The organism is Streptomyces sp. NPDC006365 (assembly GCF_042870755.1).
Classification (GTDB): Bacteria; Actinomycetota; Actinomycetes; order Streptomycetales; family Streptomycetaceae; genus Streptomyces; species Streptomyces xiangluensis.
This window is the reverse complement of record NZ_JBIAHS010000004.1, coordinates 462,037-477,635: the sequence shown is the minus strand read 5'-3', so window position 1 is coordinate 477,635 and position 15,599 is coordinate 462,037. Positions and strand designations below refer to the sequence as shown.

Here is a 15,599-nt window from a genome sequence, read left to right as displayed (position 1 = left end):
TACCAGACGGCGAAGCAGGCACAGGGGAGGCCGCGATGGCGGTGAATTCGAAGAAGATCGCCATCTATGCGCTCGTGGTCTTCGTGCTGTACGTGATCATCACCGACCCGGACAAGGCCGGCGACTACATGACCATGGGGTTCGAGGGCATATCGAACGCCGCTCAGGCCGTCGGCGACTTCATGACCTGGCTCGCCAATGGGGCCAACGACTGAGGCGTACGGCCACGCGTCGCCTCGTACAGCCCCAGCCACAGCCCCGTATCGGAATGATGCGGGGCTGAAATGCTCCTTACGGCCCCGTCTGGGAATCAACACCACTCTTTGCGGTGCTTGCACACAGTGGACATGTCTTGTGATGCTATGACCGCTTTTGACGGATGAGTTGCACGGTTTGCAAGAGTTGATGGACAAAGAGGTGGCGTTGACCGTGTCGGCCAGTACTGCGCCGCCCCAGGAAGATGCCCCGGCGCCTGCTCCTGCCCCCGAGAGACGTCGCAGTGCCGACACCCGGGCGCTCACACAGGTGCTCTTCGGGGAGCTGAAGCAGCTGCGGCCGGGCACGCCCGATCACCATCGCGTACGCAGCGCGCTCATCGAGGCCAATCTGCCGCTCGTGCGCTACGCCGCCGCCCGCTTCCGCAGCCGCAACGAACCCATGGAGGACGTCGTCCAGGTCGGCACGATCGGGCTGATCAACGCGATCGACCGCTTCGACCCGGACCGCGGCGTGCAGTTCCCGACCTTCGCGATGCCGACCGTCGTCGGCGAGATCAAGCGGTACTTCCGCGACAACGTCCGCACCGTGCACGTACCACGCCGGCTGCACGAGCTGTGGGTGCAGGTGAACAGCGCGACCGAGGACCTCACGACGGCGTTCGGGCGCTCGCCCACCACCGCCGAGATCGCCGAGCGGCTGCGGATCGCCGAGGAGGAGGTACTGGCCTGCCTCGAGGCCGGACGCTCGTACCACGCGACCTCCCTGGAGGCGGCCCAGGAAGGTGACGGGATGCCGGGCCTGCTCGACCGGCTCGGCTACGAGGACCCGGCGCTGGACGGAGTCGAGCATCGCGACCTCGTACGCCACCTTCTGGTCCAACTCCCGGAACGGGAACAGCGCATCCTGCTGCTGCGCTACTACAGCAATCTCACCCAGTCGCAGATCAGTGCCGAACTTGGTGTCTCCCAGATGCATGTGTCAAGGCTGCTCGCCCGGAGTTTCGCCCGTCTGAGATCCGCAAACAGGATCGAGTCGTAGCTCGCAGGAGCGAATCGTTCTCAAGGTGATTTCCCGACAGCTCTGCGGCGAAAAACGGCCAGACCCTCTTTATCCAGGGCCGATTACCCCTCTCGGAGTCGACAAGTCACTTCAGCGTGTTGCCGACATGTGACATTCTTCCGGAAGCGCGTTTGCCGCAGCTCTGCCTCCGGTATTCAGGTGGAGGCTGCGTTCCTTCGACGGGAGCGTCCGCCGCGACCGTCCGCGACCCAAAGGGGGTGGCATGTCCGCAGATCAGGGCAGCTCGAAGGTGCTTGAGCTCGCGCAGAGCGAGTCCGCGCCCGACGTGCTTCACAGTGTCGATGTACCGGTTGTCGATGTAGCGGTCCTCCCGGCCCCTCCCGCCCCGGCCCGCCCGACCTCGGAAGCCATCGACACCCGCACCCTGTCCCGCTCCCTGTTCCTGCGGCTAGCCGCACTCGACGAGAACAGCCCCGAGCGCGCCTACGTCCGAGACACCCTCATCGAGCTCAACCTCCCGCTCGTTCGCTACGCGGCAGCCCGCTTCCGCAGCCGCAACGAGCCCATGGAGGACATCGTCCAGGTCGGCACGATCGGCCTGATCAAGGCGATCGACCGCTTCGACTGCGAACGAGGCGTGGAGTTCCCGACGTTCGCGATGCCGACGGTCGTGGGCGAGATCAAGCGCTTCTTCCGCGACACCTCGTGGTCGGTCCGCGTTCCGCGCCGGCTCCAGGAGCTGCGGCTCGCGCTGACGAAGGCGAGCGACGAACTCTCCCAGAAGCTGGACCGCTCCCCGACGGTGCCCGAACTCGCCGCCGTACTGGGCGTGTCCGAGGAGGACGTGGTCGACGGCCTGGCGGTCGGCAACGCGTACACCGCGTCCTCGCTCGACTCCCCGGCCCCCGAGGACGACGGCGGCGAGGGCTCCCTGGCGGACCGCCTCGGCTACGAGGACACGGCCCTGGAGGGCGTCGAATACCGCGAGTCCCTCAAGCCGCTGCTCGCCAAACTCCCGCCCCGCGAGCGCCAGATCATCATGCTCCGCTTCTTCGCGAACATGACCCAGTCCCAGATCGGCGACGAGGTGGGCATCTCGCAGATGCACGTCTCCCGGCTGCTTACGCGGACGCTGGCGCAGCTGCGGGACGGCCTGATCTCGGACTAGTCGGACCAGGCGGACGCGTCCGTCCAAGGCTGTTGGGTCGAAGGCTGTCGGGAGGTCCCGAGCCCCGTCCGCATGGGGGTTCGTACGGGGTTCGGGACCTGCGCGCCTTCAGAGGCGCGGCTGTCTCAACGTACGGCTCACCGGCCCAGCTTGCTCAGCGCCCGCTTGCCCGCCGCGGACTCCTCCAGCGTGTCCCACAGCTTCGCGGACCCGGTGTACGTGTAGACGCCGGGAGCCCCCTGCGCCGCGCACCCGTCGCCGTATGACGTGACGCCGACCTGGAACACGCCCTTGCGGCCCTGCAGCTTGCGGAAGATCGGCCCGCCGCTGTCGCCCTGGCAGGAGTCCTTGCCCTCGACGCCGGCGCACATGTTGACCTTGGTGTCGTACTGCGGGTACGACGCCTTGCACTCGATGTGCGACACGATCGGCACGTCCACCGCGCGCAACCGGTCCGGATGAGTCGGCACCTCGGTGTTGGTGTTGCCCCAGCCGATGACGGTGGCCTTGGCACCCGGACGGATGAGCGCGTCCGTGCCGGAGGTCGGCAGGTTGACCGGGGCGATGCCCTCGACAGGCTCCTTCAGCATCAGAAGGGCCAGGTCGTACGCCCCCTCTCCCTTGGCGTAGCGAGGGTGGACGACTATCTCGGCGACATCGCGCAGCTGGCCCTGGTTCTTCTTCGACAGCACGGTCCGGCCGACGACAGTCTCGATCTCCTTGGGCTTCGTGCCCTCGACGCAGTGCGCGGCCGTCATCACGACGCCGGCCTCCAGCAGGCTGCCGCCGCAGAACTGCCGGTCGTGGGCGTTGCCGCCGCCCTTCGCCAGCAGCGCCGCCATGAACGGGTGCTTGCCGTCGGGCTGTTCGGTGCCGCCGATGATGCGGGTGCCCGGCCGGCCGCGGTCCGCGGAATCCGCGGCATGGGCCGTTCCTACGGACGCGGCCGCGAGCCCGAGTGCCGCACCGGCCGCGATGACGCCGGTGGCAATCCGCCGGACCGCTGTTCTGTGAGTGGGGGAAATGCGAGTGGGGGAAAGACGCATGTGGGGGTGTCTCCAGACGTTCTGTACCAAGTACTGACCACCCCGACCGGACGCGCCCTCGCGTCCCAACTTGCCCGAACCGCAAGGGAGTCACCCGACGGAAGTGGCATGGCGTTCTGTCAGACGAGAAACGTGGGGCGAAGGTTCACTCGTGGGAACACTCGATGCCCATCCGTCTCTTTCTATCTGACGTATCGTCAGCCACACTGGCGCGATGCGTCAGGTGACTTGGATACGTGGCCGCCGGGGCGCCGTGGCCGGTGCCTCGGCGGCGGTCGCGTTGTGTCTGGGCGGAGTGCTCGCCGCGTGCGGGGGCGACGGGAGCGATGACGAGGGGTACGTCGCGGTGGGGGCGGCCGGTGGTTCGACTCCGGCGTCCGGGGCGGGGGCGGCTCCTACGGGGGAGGTTTCGCTGGTACCGCTGGAGGGGGCGTCGGGCTCCAATGGCGATGGCGGGCGCGGGAGGCCGGAGGGGGCGCCCGATCGCGATGGTGCTGGTTCTGGCGGAGCCCGGGAGCCGGGGACGGAACCGGCGGCTGGTCCTTCCCCGTCCGCGGGTCGGGGAACGTCAGGCGGCGAGGGCGGTTCCGGTCGCACGGAGGGGCGCGGAGAGGGACGTACGGAAGAAAGTCCGGCGCCTTCGTCGTCTGCGGGTGAGGGCGACAGCGGTACGGCGCCCAATACACCCGCGGCACTGAAAGTGAGCGACCCCGCACGCGAACCCACCGACAAACGCTGGTGCGAACAGGTCACCCTCGACTTCCACAACACCGGGGGCAGCGCGGTGCGTTCGGGCACGGTGACCTTCGAGACGCACATCATCGACTCGCTCGGCATCGACTGGGCGACGATCAAGTCGGCCGAGAAGCTTCCCGCACCCGTCGGCGCGGGTGCGCGTAAGGAGAAGACCTGGACGGTGTGCGTCGACGCGTGGCGTGTGCCGCTGGGCATGCACATCGAGACGCGTGACGTGTCCGTGCGGTGGGAGTAGGGCTCCGGCGTACGGGAGTTGTCGCCGTACCCGAGTTACATGAACGCGAGCCAGGCCACGCCGGCCACGATCGCGACGGCGGCGATCACGCCTACGATCACGCCGATGCGGGGGCCTGCCGGAGCTGCCTGCTGGCGGCGGCCCTGCGGGGCCTCGTCGACGAAGGCGCGGAACATCTGGGTGCTGCCCGCGGGGTCGTTGTTGCCCTGGGGGCCCTGGGTGTTTGCCATGGCCCTGGACCCTAGCGAATGCCTCCGGCTTGCCCAAGTGCTGGGGTCCGTCTGCGGGTACTGGTCACCCTGACTTGGTGTCGCCGTCACCGGGGCTCCGCCCCCGGCCCCCTGTGTCGGCCTGAACGGCCTCGTCCTCAGGCGCCGGACGGGCTGGCTGTGGCTGGACCGTGCTCCGAACGACCGGCCGCTCCCCGCCGTGGCGCCCCCCTTTGCCAAGGTTTTAGACCCCCGCAACCCAGATTAGTTTGCCTGTAACAACCAAATACTTCTATGGTTGCCTAGAGCAACAAAGGAGGGTGTGATGGCCGCCGCTCGCAACCAGTACGAGGAGCTCGCCCGCCAGCTCAGCGCCATCGGAGCTGTGAAGCGCGGGCTCGGGCGGATGTTGCCGCACGAATGCCCCGCAGGGGCCGCTGCCGTGCTCACGCTCCTTGAGCGGCACGGGGAGATGCGGATGAGCCGGCTCGCGGAGCTGTTGGCCATCGATATGTCGGTGACCAGTCGGCATGTTGCCCATGTCGCGGAGCGCGGGTGGATCGACCGGTCCCCCGACCCCGGCGACAAGCGGTCGCGCATCTTGCGGCTCACTCCCGCAGGGCGGCACATGCTCGCCGAGATCGCCGAGCGGTACACGCGGGCGCTCGCCCACTACCTGGGGGACTGGTCCGACAACGAGGTCGAGCAGCTCAACTCCCTGCTCGGACGGCTGCGTGCCAGTTTCAACGAGTGCCGGCCGACGGCGTCCACCCCCGCACCAGACGTGACATGACGGAACGTAGGAAAAGGAAGACCATGGCCACGACCGCACCGACCGCTGTGCGGGGCTCTCACTCCCCCACTCTCGGCTCCGCTCGAGCGGGGGGACCCCCATCGCACTCCGGAGGCGGCTCCACCGACGGCACTCCGGGCGCTCCGATGACGCACCGCCAGATCATGGAGGCGCTGACCGGGCTGCTGCTCGGCATGTTCGTCGCGATCCTGTCGTCGACGATCGTTTCCAACGCCCTGCCCAGGATCATCGGCGACCTCGGCGGGGGCCAGAGCGCCTACACCTGGGTGGTGACCGCGTCGCTGCTGACGATGACGGCATCCACCCCGCTGTGGGGCAAGCTCGCCGACCTCTTCTCCAAGAAGCTGCTGATCCAGGTGGCCCTGGTCATCTTCGTGCTGGGCTCGGCGGCGGCCGGTCTTTCGCAGAACCCCGGCACGCTCATCGCGTTCCGCGCGGTGCAGGGCATCGGCATGGGCGGGCTGTCCGCACTGGCCCAGATCATCATGGCGGCGATGATCGCCCCGCGGGAGCGCGGCCGGTACAACGGCTACCTCGGTGCCACCTTCGCCACCGCGATGGTCGGCGGCCCGCTGGTCGGCGGTGTCATCACCGACACCAGCTGGCTGGGCTGGCGCTGGTGCTTCTATGTCGGTGTTCCGTTCGCCGTCATCGCCCTGATCGTGCTCCAGCGCACCCTGCACCTCCCGGTCGTCAGGCGAAAGGTCAAGGTCGACTGGGCCGGCGCCTTCCTCATCTCCGCCGCGGTCTGCCTGCTGCTGGTCTGGGTGACCTTCGCCGGTGACAAGTACGAGTGGTTGTCCTGGCAGACGTATGCGATGGTCGGTGGCTCCGTCGCCCTCGGGCTGCTTTTCGTGCTCGTCGAGGCGAAGGCGAGCGAGCCGATCATCCCGCTGCGGCTGTTTCGCAACCGCACCATCACGCTGGCCTCTCTGGCCTCGCTCTTCGTCGGTGTCGCGATGTTCTCGGGCACTGTGTTCTTCAGCCAGTACTTCCAGCTGGCCCGCGACAAGTCGCCCACCATGTCCGGCGTCATGACCATCCCGATGATCGGCGGCCTGTTCGTCGCCTCGACGATCTCCGGCCAGGTCATCACCCGGACCGGGCGCTGGAAGGGCTGGCTGATCGGCGGCGGGGTGCTGGTGACAGCGGGTCTCGGCCTGCTGGGCACGATGCGGTACGACACCGAGTACTGGCACATCGCGATCTTCATGGCGCTGCTGGGCCTCGGCGTCGGCATGATGATGCAGAACCTGGTGCTCTGCACGCAGAACCAGGTGGACCCCACCGACCTGGGCGCCGCCAGCTCCACGGTCACCTTCTTCCGGTCCCTCGGCGGTGCCATGGGCGTCTCGGCGCTGGGCGCGGTCCTGGCCCACCGGATCACCGACTACGTCAAGGACGGCCTCGCGGGCCTCGGCTCACAGGCCGCGTCCTTCGGGCACGCCGGCACGGGCGACGGGAGCATCCCGGACCTGGGCGCGCTGCCCGCGCCGGTCCGCACGGTCGTGGAGAGCGCGTACGGGCACGGGGTCGCGGACGTCTTCCTGTACTCCGCGCCTCTGGCACTGCTCGCCCTCCTCATGGCCCTCTTCATCAAGGAGGTTCCGTTGAGGACACGGGGCGCCATGGCGCAGACTGCCGAGGCTTCGACTGCGGCTCCGGCTGAGCAGGAGGTCCCTGTCCAGCAGACGGTCCCTGTTGCCGCGACAGACGACGTCGCGGAATCCGGTGGCTCGGGTGGTGACATTCCTGTGCGCGGGTGCGTACGCGGTGCCGAGGGCACGCCCGTCGCTCGGGCCGCCGTCACGCTGATCTCCCTCGGGGGACGGCAGTTGGGCCGCTCGGTCACACAGGCGGACGGTGGTTACGCGCTGGACGCGCCGGGGGTGGGGTCGTACGTCCTGATCGCCTCTGCCGACGGGTTCCAGCCGCAGGCCTCGACGATCGTCGTGAACGACGAGCCGCTTTCGTACGACATCCTCGTGAGCGGTACGAGCGGGCTCAGTGGTGTGGTGCGGGACGCCGGGACCGGTACGCCCGTCGAGGACGCCATGGTCGTCGTCACGGACGTACGCGGTGACGTGCTGGCCACCGGAAACACCGGCGAGCAGGGCGAGTTCGACTTCGCCGGACTGGTCCCGGGCACCGTGACCGTCGCGGTGAACGCGGCGGGTCACCGGCCGGCCGCCCTGCCGGTCGAGGTCAACGGCACCGGTGTCACCCGTGTCGAGGTCGGCCTCACGGCGGGCGCCGGGCTGCGGGGGACGGTACGGGCAGCGCACGGACCTCTCGCCGATGCCCGGGTCACGCTCGTCGACGCGGCGGGCAACGTGGTCGCCACCGCTAAGACCGGGGAGGACGGGGCGTACGCCTTCGCCGATCTGGACAGCGGGGAGTACACCGTCATCGCGACGGGTTACCCGCCGGTGGCCACGGCGCTGACCGTGAACGGGTGCGGCGTCGACGACCATGACATCGAACTCGGCCATCCGGGCGAGTAGTTCGAAGCCACGGGGACTCGACGCACGATCCGGTTTACATCAGGCCGACCATGCGGGGTGGGGCGAACAGGTGGCGGGCCCGGTGTTCCTCGGCCACCATCTCCGTCCCTGCGCGGGTTTCGGGCGCGCGGTCCGTTCTGGCGAGGGCCTGGCGGTGGCCCGCGCAGGTCGTGCAGGCGGGATCCCACTCGGGCAGTTCCTGAGGGTGGGCGTCGGCGAGGTGGCGGCTGAGGCTGATCTGCGTGCCCACGACGCTGTCCGTGAAGTCCCAGTCGACGTCGTACCCCTCGGTGGCGTGCAGTCCGGCGATGACCGCCTGGACGTGCTTCATCGCCTCGTAGAGCCGGACGCACTCGGCGCAGTCCCACATCCAGGCTGGCGGCAGCGGCCACTGCTCGTCGGGGCTGAGGTCACCGGCTGCCATGCCCGCCAGCGTAGGCCCCGCGGGCCCACGCGTCAGGCGTTCGGCGACCGTTCACCCTAGGCTGCCCCCATGGCACCGAACATCGCTACGAACACCTCCGTCTCCCTCGACGATCTGCTGGATTTCGTACGTCCCCGCCATCGCGCCGTCCTGCTCACCCGGCGGGCCGACGGAAGCCCGCAGGGCTCTCCGCTGACCTGCGGTGTCGACGACGCGGGCCGGATCGTCGTCTCGACCTATCCCGAACGGGCCAAGACGCGTAACGCCAAGCGGGACGAGCGGGTCAGCCTCATCGTGCTGAGCGACGACTGGAACGGGCCCTGGGTCCAGATCGACGGCACGGCCGAGGTCATCGACCCGCCGGACTCGGTCGAGCCGCTCGTCGAGTACTACCGGAACATCGCGGGCGAGCATCCGGACTGGGACGAGTACCGGGCCGCGATGCTCAAGCAGGGCAAGTCGATCATCCGGGTCACGCCTGTGCGGTGGGGGCCGGTCGCGACCGGCGGCTTTCCTGCGCGGCTGGCTCCGCAGGAGTAGGTTTTCGCCCCGCCGCCCCTACCCGTCCCATCCCTGGGGCTGCGCCCCAGGCCCCCGCCAGGGGGGTGGGGGTGACAGTCGTGTCGCGGCTGCCGGTTCGTCGTGGCTGGTCGCTCCCCGCGGCGGAGCCGCAAATTGAGGCCCGGCGCCCTGCAAGCCCGTACCCCCAACTACCCGCGCTCTCCCACCGGCGGGAGGGGAGGTGGGCCGGTGCGTCGTATGCCCGTCGCGTAGGTTCCGTCTCAGGCCACCCGCGCCGTGTGGGAGCCGGAGGGCCGTATGCCCACCCAGCGACGGGCTGACGCACCGGCCCACGGCCCCGACCCACCGACCACCCAGGGGCGCGAGGCTGTGACATTTGCGGCTCCTCCGGGGCGCGACCAGCCACAACGAACCCGCAGCTTACGAACCGCGCCCTCAGCGGAGCGTCATCGCCTCGATTCCCGCCACCAGAAGCTCCAGCGCGAACCTGAAATCACGTTCGCGCATCTCCTCCACCGTGTCGCCACCCCGCGCCTCCATGAGATCCGTGGCGCTCTCGAAGTTCTTGGCGAACTCGGGCTGTTCGCGGATCGTGCTCATGGCCCGGTGGAAGTACTCGTCCTGTGTCATGCCCGCGGAAGCGCACCGCTGCACGAAGTGCCCCTCGATCGTCCCGAAGCCGTACACGAACTGGTAGACGGCCGCGATCGCACCCATCTGACCGTGCGCCGGCAGCCCGGTATTGCGCATCACCTGCTGCACGCACAGCGAGAACGCCATCGAATGCGGGCCGATGTTGAGGAAGCTGCCGATCAGCGGCGACACCCAGGGGTGGCGCACCAGCAGCGCCCGGTACCCACTCGCAAGCGCGCGCAGCTGATCGCGCCAGTCCTCGCCCGACTCCGGGTCGGGCAGTTCGAGTTCGCCGAAGACCGAGTCGAGGGCGAGTTCGAGCAGGTCGTCCTTGGTGTCCACGTACCAGTACACCGACATCGCCGTCACGTTCAGCTCGGCGGCCAGCCGACGCATGGAGAACTTGGCCGGCCCCTCGGCATCGAGCAGCCGCACCGTCACCCGGGTGATCCGGTCCCGGTCGAGCCCGGAGGGCTGACCGCCGCGTGCAGCCCGCTGCCTGCCCTCCAGCCAGACGCTGGTCCGCGCCGGACCCTTGGCCCGGTCGCCCGCCCTCACCATGGCGCACCTTCCTCGGAGCTCGATATCCAGCGCGTACTCGATACACAGCGCGTATCACTGTCGCCTGATGCTATGCGTGCCTCGTACGCGACATCGTTACGCAGTCACCGCGGAGTCCGCCCGCTCCGCTCGCCGCAGCAACTCGGCCGCCAGCAGCCCTCCGAGGAGCACGGCAACCGCCCCCACCAGCTGGCTGGTCTCAAGGCCGGAGGAGAACGCGTCCATGATCCGCGCCCGCTCCCCGGCCGACCCGGCGGAGGCGAGCGCCGCCGGAAGTGAGGCCGCGGCGACCGGGATGAGCGCGGCGAAGCGGGCGTTGAGGACCGCGCCGAGGACCGCGACGCCGAGGCCGTTGCCGAACTCGGCGAGGGTGCCGTTGATCCCGGCTCCGACGCCGGCCTTCTCCGGCGGAATGGCGCTCATGATCGCGTTGGCCATGGCGGGCATGGCGAACGCGATGCCCGCGCCCATGATGACGAGGCCCGCCAGCATGCCGTTGTAGTCGTCGCCGCCGAGCAGCGCGATCACCACGAGGCCTCCGGCGAGCAGGCTCATGCCCGCCGCGATCGTCGCGGGTGTGCCGAGCTTGGCGTGCAGCTTCGCGCCGACGCCCGTGAGGTTCAGTGCCACGACGGTCACGGCGAGCGGCGCCAGCCGCAGGCCCGCCTCCAACGGCTCGTAACCGAGGACGAACTGGAGGTGCTGGGTGAGGAGGAAGAGAGAGCCGCCGAGGCCGAAGGCGACCAGGATCGCGCCCGCAACGGCGCCGATGAAGCGCTGGTTGCGGAAGAAGTGCATGTCCAGCATCGGGTACGGGATGTGCAGCTCCCAGAGCGCGAACGCGCCGAGGACCAGCACGCCGACGGCCGCGGCCACCAGGACCTGCGCCGACGTCCAGCCGTGCTCGGGCCCGGAGATGATCGCGTAGACCACCGAGGCCATACCGATCGTCGAGAGCAGCGCGCCCAGGAGGTCGGGGCGGTCGCCTTTCGGGTTCTTGGACTCGGGCACCAGCTTGATGACCGCAGCCAGGCCGATCAGCGCGACGGGGATGTTGATCAGGAAGATCGATCCCCACCAGAAGTGGTCCAGCATGAATCCGCCGAGCAGCGGACCGGCCGCGAAACCGAGAGAGTTGATCGTCGACCAGAGGCCGATCGCCTTCACGCGCTCGGTGTCGTCGAAGATCTGCACGACGACGGCGAGCGTCGTGGTCATCAGCAGCGCGCCGCCGACGCCCATGCCCGCACGGGCGGCGATGAGCTGCGTGGAGGACTGGGCGAAGGCCGCCCAGAGCGATCCCGTGCCGAAGAGGACGAGTCCCGCGGCCAGCATCTTCTTGCGGCCGTAACGGTCGGCGGCGCTGCCCGCCGTGAGCAGCAGTCCGGACTGCACGAGTGAGTAGGCGTTGATCATCCACTGGATGTCCGCGGTGCTCGCGCCCAGCTCGTCCGTGAGGGAGGGGATCGCGACGTTAAGGACGGTGTTGTCGAGGAGCACGGTGAGCTGCGCGAGACAGATGACACCGAGGATCAGCCAGCGCTGGGGATGGCCCTGGGGCTGCGCCTGCTCCTGGACCTGGGCTTCTTCCTGGGGGGACGTGGTCATGCTGTACACCGTAGAACAGCTCCCATACGGTGTACAACGCGGTTTCGCGCCGTACGCCGAGGGCGGTGGGGGGGGGGGGGGGGGCCCCCCCCGGCCCCCCCCCCCCCCCCCCCACCCGGCGGGGGGGGGGGGGGCGGCGGGGCCCCCGCACCACCCGGGGGCGGCGCGCGTGGGCCTGCCCCCACCCCCCCCCCCCCCCCCCCCCGCGGGCGGGGGGGGGGCCCCCCCGCCGGGGGGGGGGGGGGGCGGGGGGCGCCCCCCCCCCCCCCCCCCACCGCCCTCGTGAACCTGCCGGGTGTCAGCTGCTCGTCGGCCGCGTCAGGTCGTAGAACGTGGCCGAACCCACCGTCACCTCCTGGAAGTTCTCCTGCACCCACTCGCTGATCTGGGACCCGGTGCCGGAGCTGTCGTCGCCTCGGCCCATGCCGCCGCCTGCGACGAAGTAGTGGATGTTGCCGTCCTCCACGTACTGCTTGAACTCGGCCAGCGTCGGCGACGGGTCACTGCCGTTGAAGCCGCCGATCGCCATCACCGGGTCGCCGGTGGCGAGCTGGTAGCTCGCGGCGTTCTGGGCGCCGATGGCCGCGGCGACCCAGGTGTAGTCACCGGAGTTCGCCTCCAGCAGCTCCTTGGCCTCGTCGCCGACGGTCGCACCGTTGAGCAGACCGCCCATGCCGCCAGCGCCGCCCATGCCTCCGCCGTCGCCCTGCGCACCGGGCGTGCCACCCTGCTGGTTCTGGCCCTGTTGCCCCTGCTGGTTCTGGCCTCCGCCGGGCGTGCCGCCGCCCGGGAATCCGCCGGTCGGGGGCCGGCCCGCCTGCCCGTTGCCGTTCTGCTGGTTCTGGCCGGGCACACCGCCGGGAGCGCCACCCGTGCCACCGGGACCGCCGCCCATACCGCCACCGCCGGGGCCGCCGCGACCACCCGCGACGGTCGGACCGGCCGTGACGATCGAGCCGGAGTGGCCCTCGTTCAGCGTGGTGAGCGTGTACGCCGTCGGACCGGCCAGCGCGGTGATGAAGCTCAACCCCACGACCCCCATGGCCAGTCGACGACCAAGCCTGTTCGCGAAGATCAGGCCGAGCGCGGCGGCCAGGCCGCCGACCAGGACCAGCCACTTCAGCCACGGCAGGTAGTCGGAGGAGCGGTTGAGGAGGACGTACCCCCACACCGCGGTCGCTGTCATCGCCCCCGCCAGCGTGAGCGACACCCACGTCTTGCCGCGCTCCTCCCAGAGCACGACCGCGCCCATGCCGATCAGCGGTGCGACGTAGGGCGCGAGGGCCACCGTGTAGTACTCGTGGAAGATGCCCTGCATGAAGCTGAAGATCATCATGGTGATCAGCAGCGAGCCGCCCCAGGCCAGGAACGCGGCGCGGGCCGTGTCCGTACGCCCGGCCATGGGGGTCCCCCCGCTCGAGCGGAGCCGAGAGTGGGGGAACAGCAGGACCACGGCCGCGACGCACAGGATCAGGGCCGCCGGGATCAGCCAGGAGATCTGGCCGCCGATGTTCGAGCTGAACATGCGGTCCCAGCCGGTCTCTCCCCAGCCGCCGCCCTGACCGCCGCCGACGCTGCCGGTCTCCTCGCCGTTGATGCGGCCGAGTCCGTTGTAGCCGAAGGTCAGTTCAAGGAAGGAGTTGTTCTGCGAGCCGCCGATGTACGGGCGCGAGGAGGTCGGCCACAGTTCGACGATCGCGACCCACCAGCCGCCCGCGACGACCATCGAAAGGCCCGCGAGGAGGACCTGGCCTATGCGCCTGCGCAGGGTCGTCGGCGCGAAGAGCACGTAGATCAGCGCGAGGGGCGGGAGGATCAGGAAGGCCTGGAGGGTCTTCACCAGGAAGGCGAAGCCGACCGCGGCACCCGCCCACACCAGCCACTTCGTCCGGGCCTTCTCCATGGCGCGCAGCACGCAGTAGACGGTGACGGCCATGAGGAGCGCGAGCAGCGCGTCCGGGTTGTTGAAGCGGAACATCAGCGCGGCGACGGGCGTGAGAGCGAAGACCGCCATCGTGATGAAGCCGGCCGCGGCGCCGAACCGGCGGCGCACAGCCCCGTACAGCATTCCCGCCGTGGCGACGGCCATGAGCACCTGCGGGAACAGGATCGCGAAGGAGTTCAGGCCGAGCAGCCGCACCGACAGCGCCATCGGCCACAGCGAAGCCGGGGGCTTGTCGACGGTGATGGCGTTGGCCGAGTCGAGAGAGCCGAAGAAGAACGCCTTCCACGACTGGCTGCCCGCCTGAACGGCCGCGGAGTAGAAGGAGTTGGCGTACCCGGAGGCCGTGAGGTTCCAGGTGTACAGCGCGCCGATCAGCAGCAGCGCGCCGAGGAACGCGGGCCGCACCCAGCGGTGGTCCTCGGGCCGCCCGCGCCAGAGGCGGCGTACGAAGGGACGCTTGGGGCTGCCGTCCTCGGGGGCCACGGTGGGCGCCGCCGGAACGACCGTCTCCTGTACGGCAGTCGGCTGAGTCGTCGTCATCGTGCGTTCCTCAGATCGTGATCGTTCGGGCGCACCGGCCGCATCTGCACGGTCGCGTCCCCCCAGGTTCGGTTGGCGTACGGAGATTGAGGCGTCGTCGCGTGAACAGGCGTGCCAGGTGTGTGCGCGACGACGACGTTCGACGGCGTGTGCTCGTCCCGTTCCGGGAACACCCACGCCCGGAAGAGCAGGAACCGCAGCACCGTCGCCGCGAGGTTGGCGGCGATCAGCACCGCCAGTTCGGTGGAGTGCCCGGGGTCGGTCGTCGCCGCGTTCAGCGCGGCGAGCGAGCCACTGGTCAGGGCGAGGCCGATACCGAAGACGACCAGGCCCTGGGCCTGGTGCTGCATCGCCCGCTCACGGCCGCGGACGCCGAAGGTGAGGCGCCGGTTGGCCGCCGTGTTGGCGACCGCCGAGACGAGCAGGGCGAGCGCGTTGGCGAACTGCGACCCCGTGAACGTACGGAAGCCGCTGTAGAGCAGCAGATAGAACAGCGTGGACAGCGCGCCCACGACGCAGAACCCGACGAGTTGGCGGGCGAGTCCCGTGGGTACGCCGGTCAGTTCTCGGTCGCGCGGATCGTCACCGAACGGCCGGGCGAGCCGGTCGAGCGGCAGCGAGCCGGTCGCGAGGGCGCGCCCTACGCGCCACACGCCCTTCAGGTCGTCGGTCGCGGTCTTCACGATGTGCACGGTCGAGTCCGGGTCGTCGACCCAGTCGACCGGCACCTCGTGAATACGCAGTCCGGCCCGTTCGGCCAGCACCAGCATCTCGGTGTCGAAGAACCATCCGGTGTCCTCGACCAGCGGCAGCAGCACCTGCGCCACCTCGCGCCGGATCGCCTTGAAACCGCACTGGGCGTCGGAGAAGCGTGCCTGCAGGGAGCCCCGCAGGATCAGGTTGTACGTACGGGATATGAACTCCCGCTTGGCGCCGCGCACCACCCGCGAGGAGCGGGCCAGACGCGAGCCGATCGCGAGGTCGGAGTGGCCCGAGATCAGCGGGGCCACCAGCGGGAGCAGTGCGTTGAGGTCGGTGGAGAGGTCGACGTCCATATAGGCGAGGACCGGGGCGTCGGAGGCGGACCACACGGTCCGCAGGGCCCGGCCGCGGCCCTTCTGATCCAGGCGGAAGGACCTGACCTCCGGGATCTCCGCCTCCAGCCGCGCCGCCACCAGCGGGGTGGCGTCCGTCGAGGCGTTGTCCGCGATGGTGATGCGGAACGCGTACGGGAAAGTGCGCGCGAGATGCTCGTGCAGTCGGCGCACGCACGGCTGGAGGTCCTTCTCCTCGTTGTAGACGGGGATCACCACGTCCAGGACAGGCGTACCGGCATTCCCGGCCGGGAGGTGCTCCCGCGCCGGCAGGGAGCCGGGAGAAGGTTCGGTTCGCATG

Annotated in this window: 14 protein-coding genes; 7 read left to right on the top strand and 7 right to left on the bottom strand. The window is 69.7% G+C overall.

Translation table 11 applies throughout. The annotated features are described in order from the left end of the window. Positions 1–35 precede the first annotated feature (35 nt). The 3 genes from ACFYO0_RS15405 (at position 36) to ACFYO0_RS15395 (ending at position 2,407) form a co-directional block, all read left to right on the top strand. A complete protein-coding gene (locus ACFYO0_RS15405) occupies positions 36–215 on the top strand; it encodes a hypothetical protein (RefSeq protein WP_344394665.1) in 180 nt (59 codons plus the stop codon). 190 nt (positions 216–405) lie between these two features. Next, positions 406–1,257 (top strand): RNA polymerase sigma factor SigF, encoded by an 852-nt coding sequence (locus tag ACFYO0_RS15400; RefSeq protein WP_388675191.1) that lies wholly within the window; start codon positions 406–408, stop codon positions 1,255–1,257. A gap of 244 nt (positions 1,258–1,501) precedes the next feature. Beyond that, on the top strand, positions 1,502–2,407 hold the full coding sequence (locus ACFYO0_RS15395) for an RNA polymerase sigma factor SigF (protein WP_388675189.1): 906 nt from the start codon (positions 1,502–1,504) through the stop codon (positions 2,405–2,407). Between the two features lie 137 nt (positions 2,408–2,544). On the opposite strand, the gene ACFYO0_RS15390 is transcribed toward ACFYO0_RS15395, so the two are convergent. Further along, positions 2,545–3,453 (bottom strand): S1 family serine peptidase, encoded by a 909-nt coding sequence (locus ACFYO0_RS15390; RefSeq protein ID WP_388675187.1) that lies wholly within the window; start codon positions 3,451–3,453, stop codon positions 2,545–2,547. A gap of 700 nt (positions 3,454–4,153) precedes the next feature. On the opposite strand from ACFYO0_RS15390, the gene ACFYO0_RS15385 reads away from it, so the two are divergent. After that, complete coding sequence (locus tag ACFYO0_RS15385; RefSeq protein ID WP_388675185.1) at positions 4,154–4,444, top strand: hypothetical protein; 291 nt, start codon at positions 4,154–4,156, stop codon at positions 4,442–4,444. A gap of 35 nt (positions 4,445–4,479) precedes the next feature. Here ACFYO0_RS15385 and ACFYO0_RS15380 read toward each other — a convergent pair whose 3' ends face one another. Then, complete coding sequence (locus ACFYO0_RS15380; RefSeq protein ID WP_388675183.1) at positions 4,480–4,674, bottom strand: hypothetical protein; 195 nt, start codon at positions 4,672–4,674, stop codon at positions 4,480–4,482. Between the two features lie 304 nt (positions 4,675–4,978). On the opposite strand from ACFYO0_RS15380, the gene ACFYO0_RS15375 reads away from it, so the two are divergent. Together ACFYO0_RS15375 and ACFYO0_RS15370 are read left to right on the top strand one after the other, a co-directional pair. Then, positions 4,979–5,446 carry a MarR family winged helix-turn-helix transcriptional regulator gene (locus ACFYO0_RS15375; protein ID WP_388675180.1) on the top strand — a complete coding sequence of 156 codons (468 nt, stop codon included), beginning with the start codon at positions 4,979–4,981 and terminating at the stop codon, positions 5,444–5,446. Positions 5,447–5,469: 23 nt separating this feature from the next. Next, positions 5,470–7,971 carry an MFS transporter gene (locus ACFYO0_RS15370; RefSeq protein WP_388675178.1) on the top strand — a complete coding sequence of 834 codons (2,502 nt, stop codon included), beginning with the start codon at positions 5,470–5,472 and terminating at the stop codon, positions 7,969–7,971. 34 nt (positions 7,972–8,005) lie between these two features. On the opposite strand, the gene ACFYO0_RS15365 is transcribed toward ACFYO0_RS15370, so the two are convergent. Then, the gene (locus tag ACFYO0_RS15365) at positions 8,006–8,395 is read right to left on the bottom strand and encodes a hypothetical protein (protein WP_388675175.1); all 390 of its coding nucleotides are present in this window, start codon (positions 8,393–8,395) and stop codon (positions 8,006–8,008) included. Between the two features lie 69 nt (positions 8,396–8,464). On the opposite strand from ACFYO0_RS15365, the gene ACFYO0_RS15360 reads away from it, so the two are divergent. Further along, complete coding sequence (locus ACFYO0_RS15360; protein WP_388675172.1) at positions 8,465–8,935, top strand: PPOX class F420-dependent oxidoreductase; 471 nt, start codon at positions 8,465–8,467, stop codon at positions 8,933–8,935. Positions 8,936–9,352: 417 nt separating this feature from the next. Here the strand turns inward: ACFYO0_RS15360 and ACFYO0_RS15355 are convergent, their stop codons facing one another. The 4 genes from ACFYO0_RS15355 to ACFYO0_RS15340 all read right to left on the bottom strand — a co-directional run bounded on the left by ACFYO0_RS15355 (position 9,353) and on the right by ACFYO0_RS15340 (position 15,598). Further along, positions 9,353–10,111, bottom strand: coding sequence for a TetR/AcrR family transcriptional regulator (locus ACFYO0_RS15355; RefSeq protein ID WP_388675169.1), 759 nt, complete (start codon positions 10,109–10,111; stop codon positions 9,353–9,355). A gap of 96 nt (positions 10,112–10,207) precedes the next feature. Beyond that, on the bottom strand, positions 10,208–11,719 hold the full coding sequence (locus tag ACFYO0_RS15350) for an MFS transporter (RefSeq protein WP_388675166.1): 1,512 nt from the start codon (positions 11,717–11,719) through the stop codon (positions 10,208–10,210). Between the two features lie 298 nt (positions 11,720–12,017). After that, entirely contained in the window at positions 12,018–14,204 is a 2,187-nt protein-coding gene (locus tag ACFYO0_RS15345; RefSeq protein ID WP_388675164.1) for an ArnT family glycosyltransferase, read from the bottom strand. Next, complete coding sequence (locus ACFYO0_RS15340; RefSeq protein ID WP_388675161.1) at positions 14,201–15,598, bottom strand: glycosyltransferase; 1,398 nt, start codon at positions 15,596–15,598, stop codon at positions 14,201–14,203. The genes ACFYO0_RS15345 and ACFYO0_RS15340 overlap by 4 nt, the downstream gene beginning before the upstream one ends. Position 15,599: the final 1 nt, after the last annotated feature.

Excerpts from the sequence above, each read along its gene's own strand:
- ACFYO0_RS15405 (WP_344394665.1), top strand. The coding sequence starts at position 36 with ATGGCGGTGAATTCGAAGAAGATCGCCATCTATGCGCTCGTGGTCTTC.
- ACFYO0_RS15400 (WP_388675191.1), top strand. The coding sequence starts at position 406 with ATGGACAAAGAGGTGGCGTTGACCGTGTCGGCCAGTACTGCGCCGCCC.
- ACFYO0_RS15395 (WP_388675189.1), top strand. The coding sequence starts at position 1,502 with ATGTCCGCAGATCAGGGCAGCTCGAAGGTGCTTGAGCTCGCGCAGAGC.
- ACFYO0_RS15390 (WP_388675187.1), bottom strand. The coding sequence starts at position 3,453 with ATGCGTCTTTCCCCCACTCGCATTTCCCCCACTCACAGAACAGCGGTC.
- ACFYO0_RS15380 (WP_388675183.1), bottom strand. The coding sequence starts at position 4,674 with ATGGCAAACACCCAGGGCCCCCAGGGCAACAACGACCCCGCGGGCAGC.
- ACFYO0_RS15375 (WP_388675180.1), top strand. The coding sequence starts at position 4,979 with ATGGCCGCCGCTCGCAACCAGTACGAGGAGCTCGCCCGCCAGCTCAGC.
- ACFYO0_RS15370 (WP_388675178.1), top strand. The coding sequence starts at position 5,470 with ATGGCCACGACCGCACCGACCGCTGTGCGGGGCTCTCACTCCCCCACT.
- ACFYO0_RS15365 (WP_388675175.1), bottom strand. The coding sequence starts at position 8,395 with ATGGCAGCCGGTGACCTCAGCCCCGACGAGCAGTGGCCGCTGCCGCCA.
- ACFYO0_RS15360 (WP_388675172.1), top strand. The coding sequence starts at position 8,465 with ATGGCACCGAACATCGCTACGAACACCTCCGTCTCCCTCGACGATCTG.
- ACFYO0_RS15355 (WP_388675169.1), bottom strand. The coding sequence starts at position 10,111 with ATGGTGAGGGCGGGCGACCGGGCCAAGGGTCCGGCGCGGACCAGCGTC.
- ACFYO0_RS15350 (WP_388675166.1), bottom strand. The coding sequence starts at position 11,719 with ATGACCACGTCCCCCCAGGAAGAAGCCCAGGTCCAGGAGCAGGCGCAG.
- ACFYO0_RS15345 (WP_388675164.1), bottom strand. The coding sequence starts at position 14,204 with ATGACGACGACTCAGCCGACTGCCGTACAGGAGACGGTCGTTCCGGCG.
- ACFYO0_RS15340 (WP_388675161.1), bottom strand. The coding sequence starts at position 15,598 with ATGCGAACCGAACCTTCTCCCGGCTCCCTGCCGGCGCGGGAGCACCTC.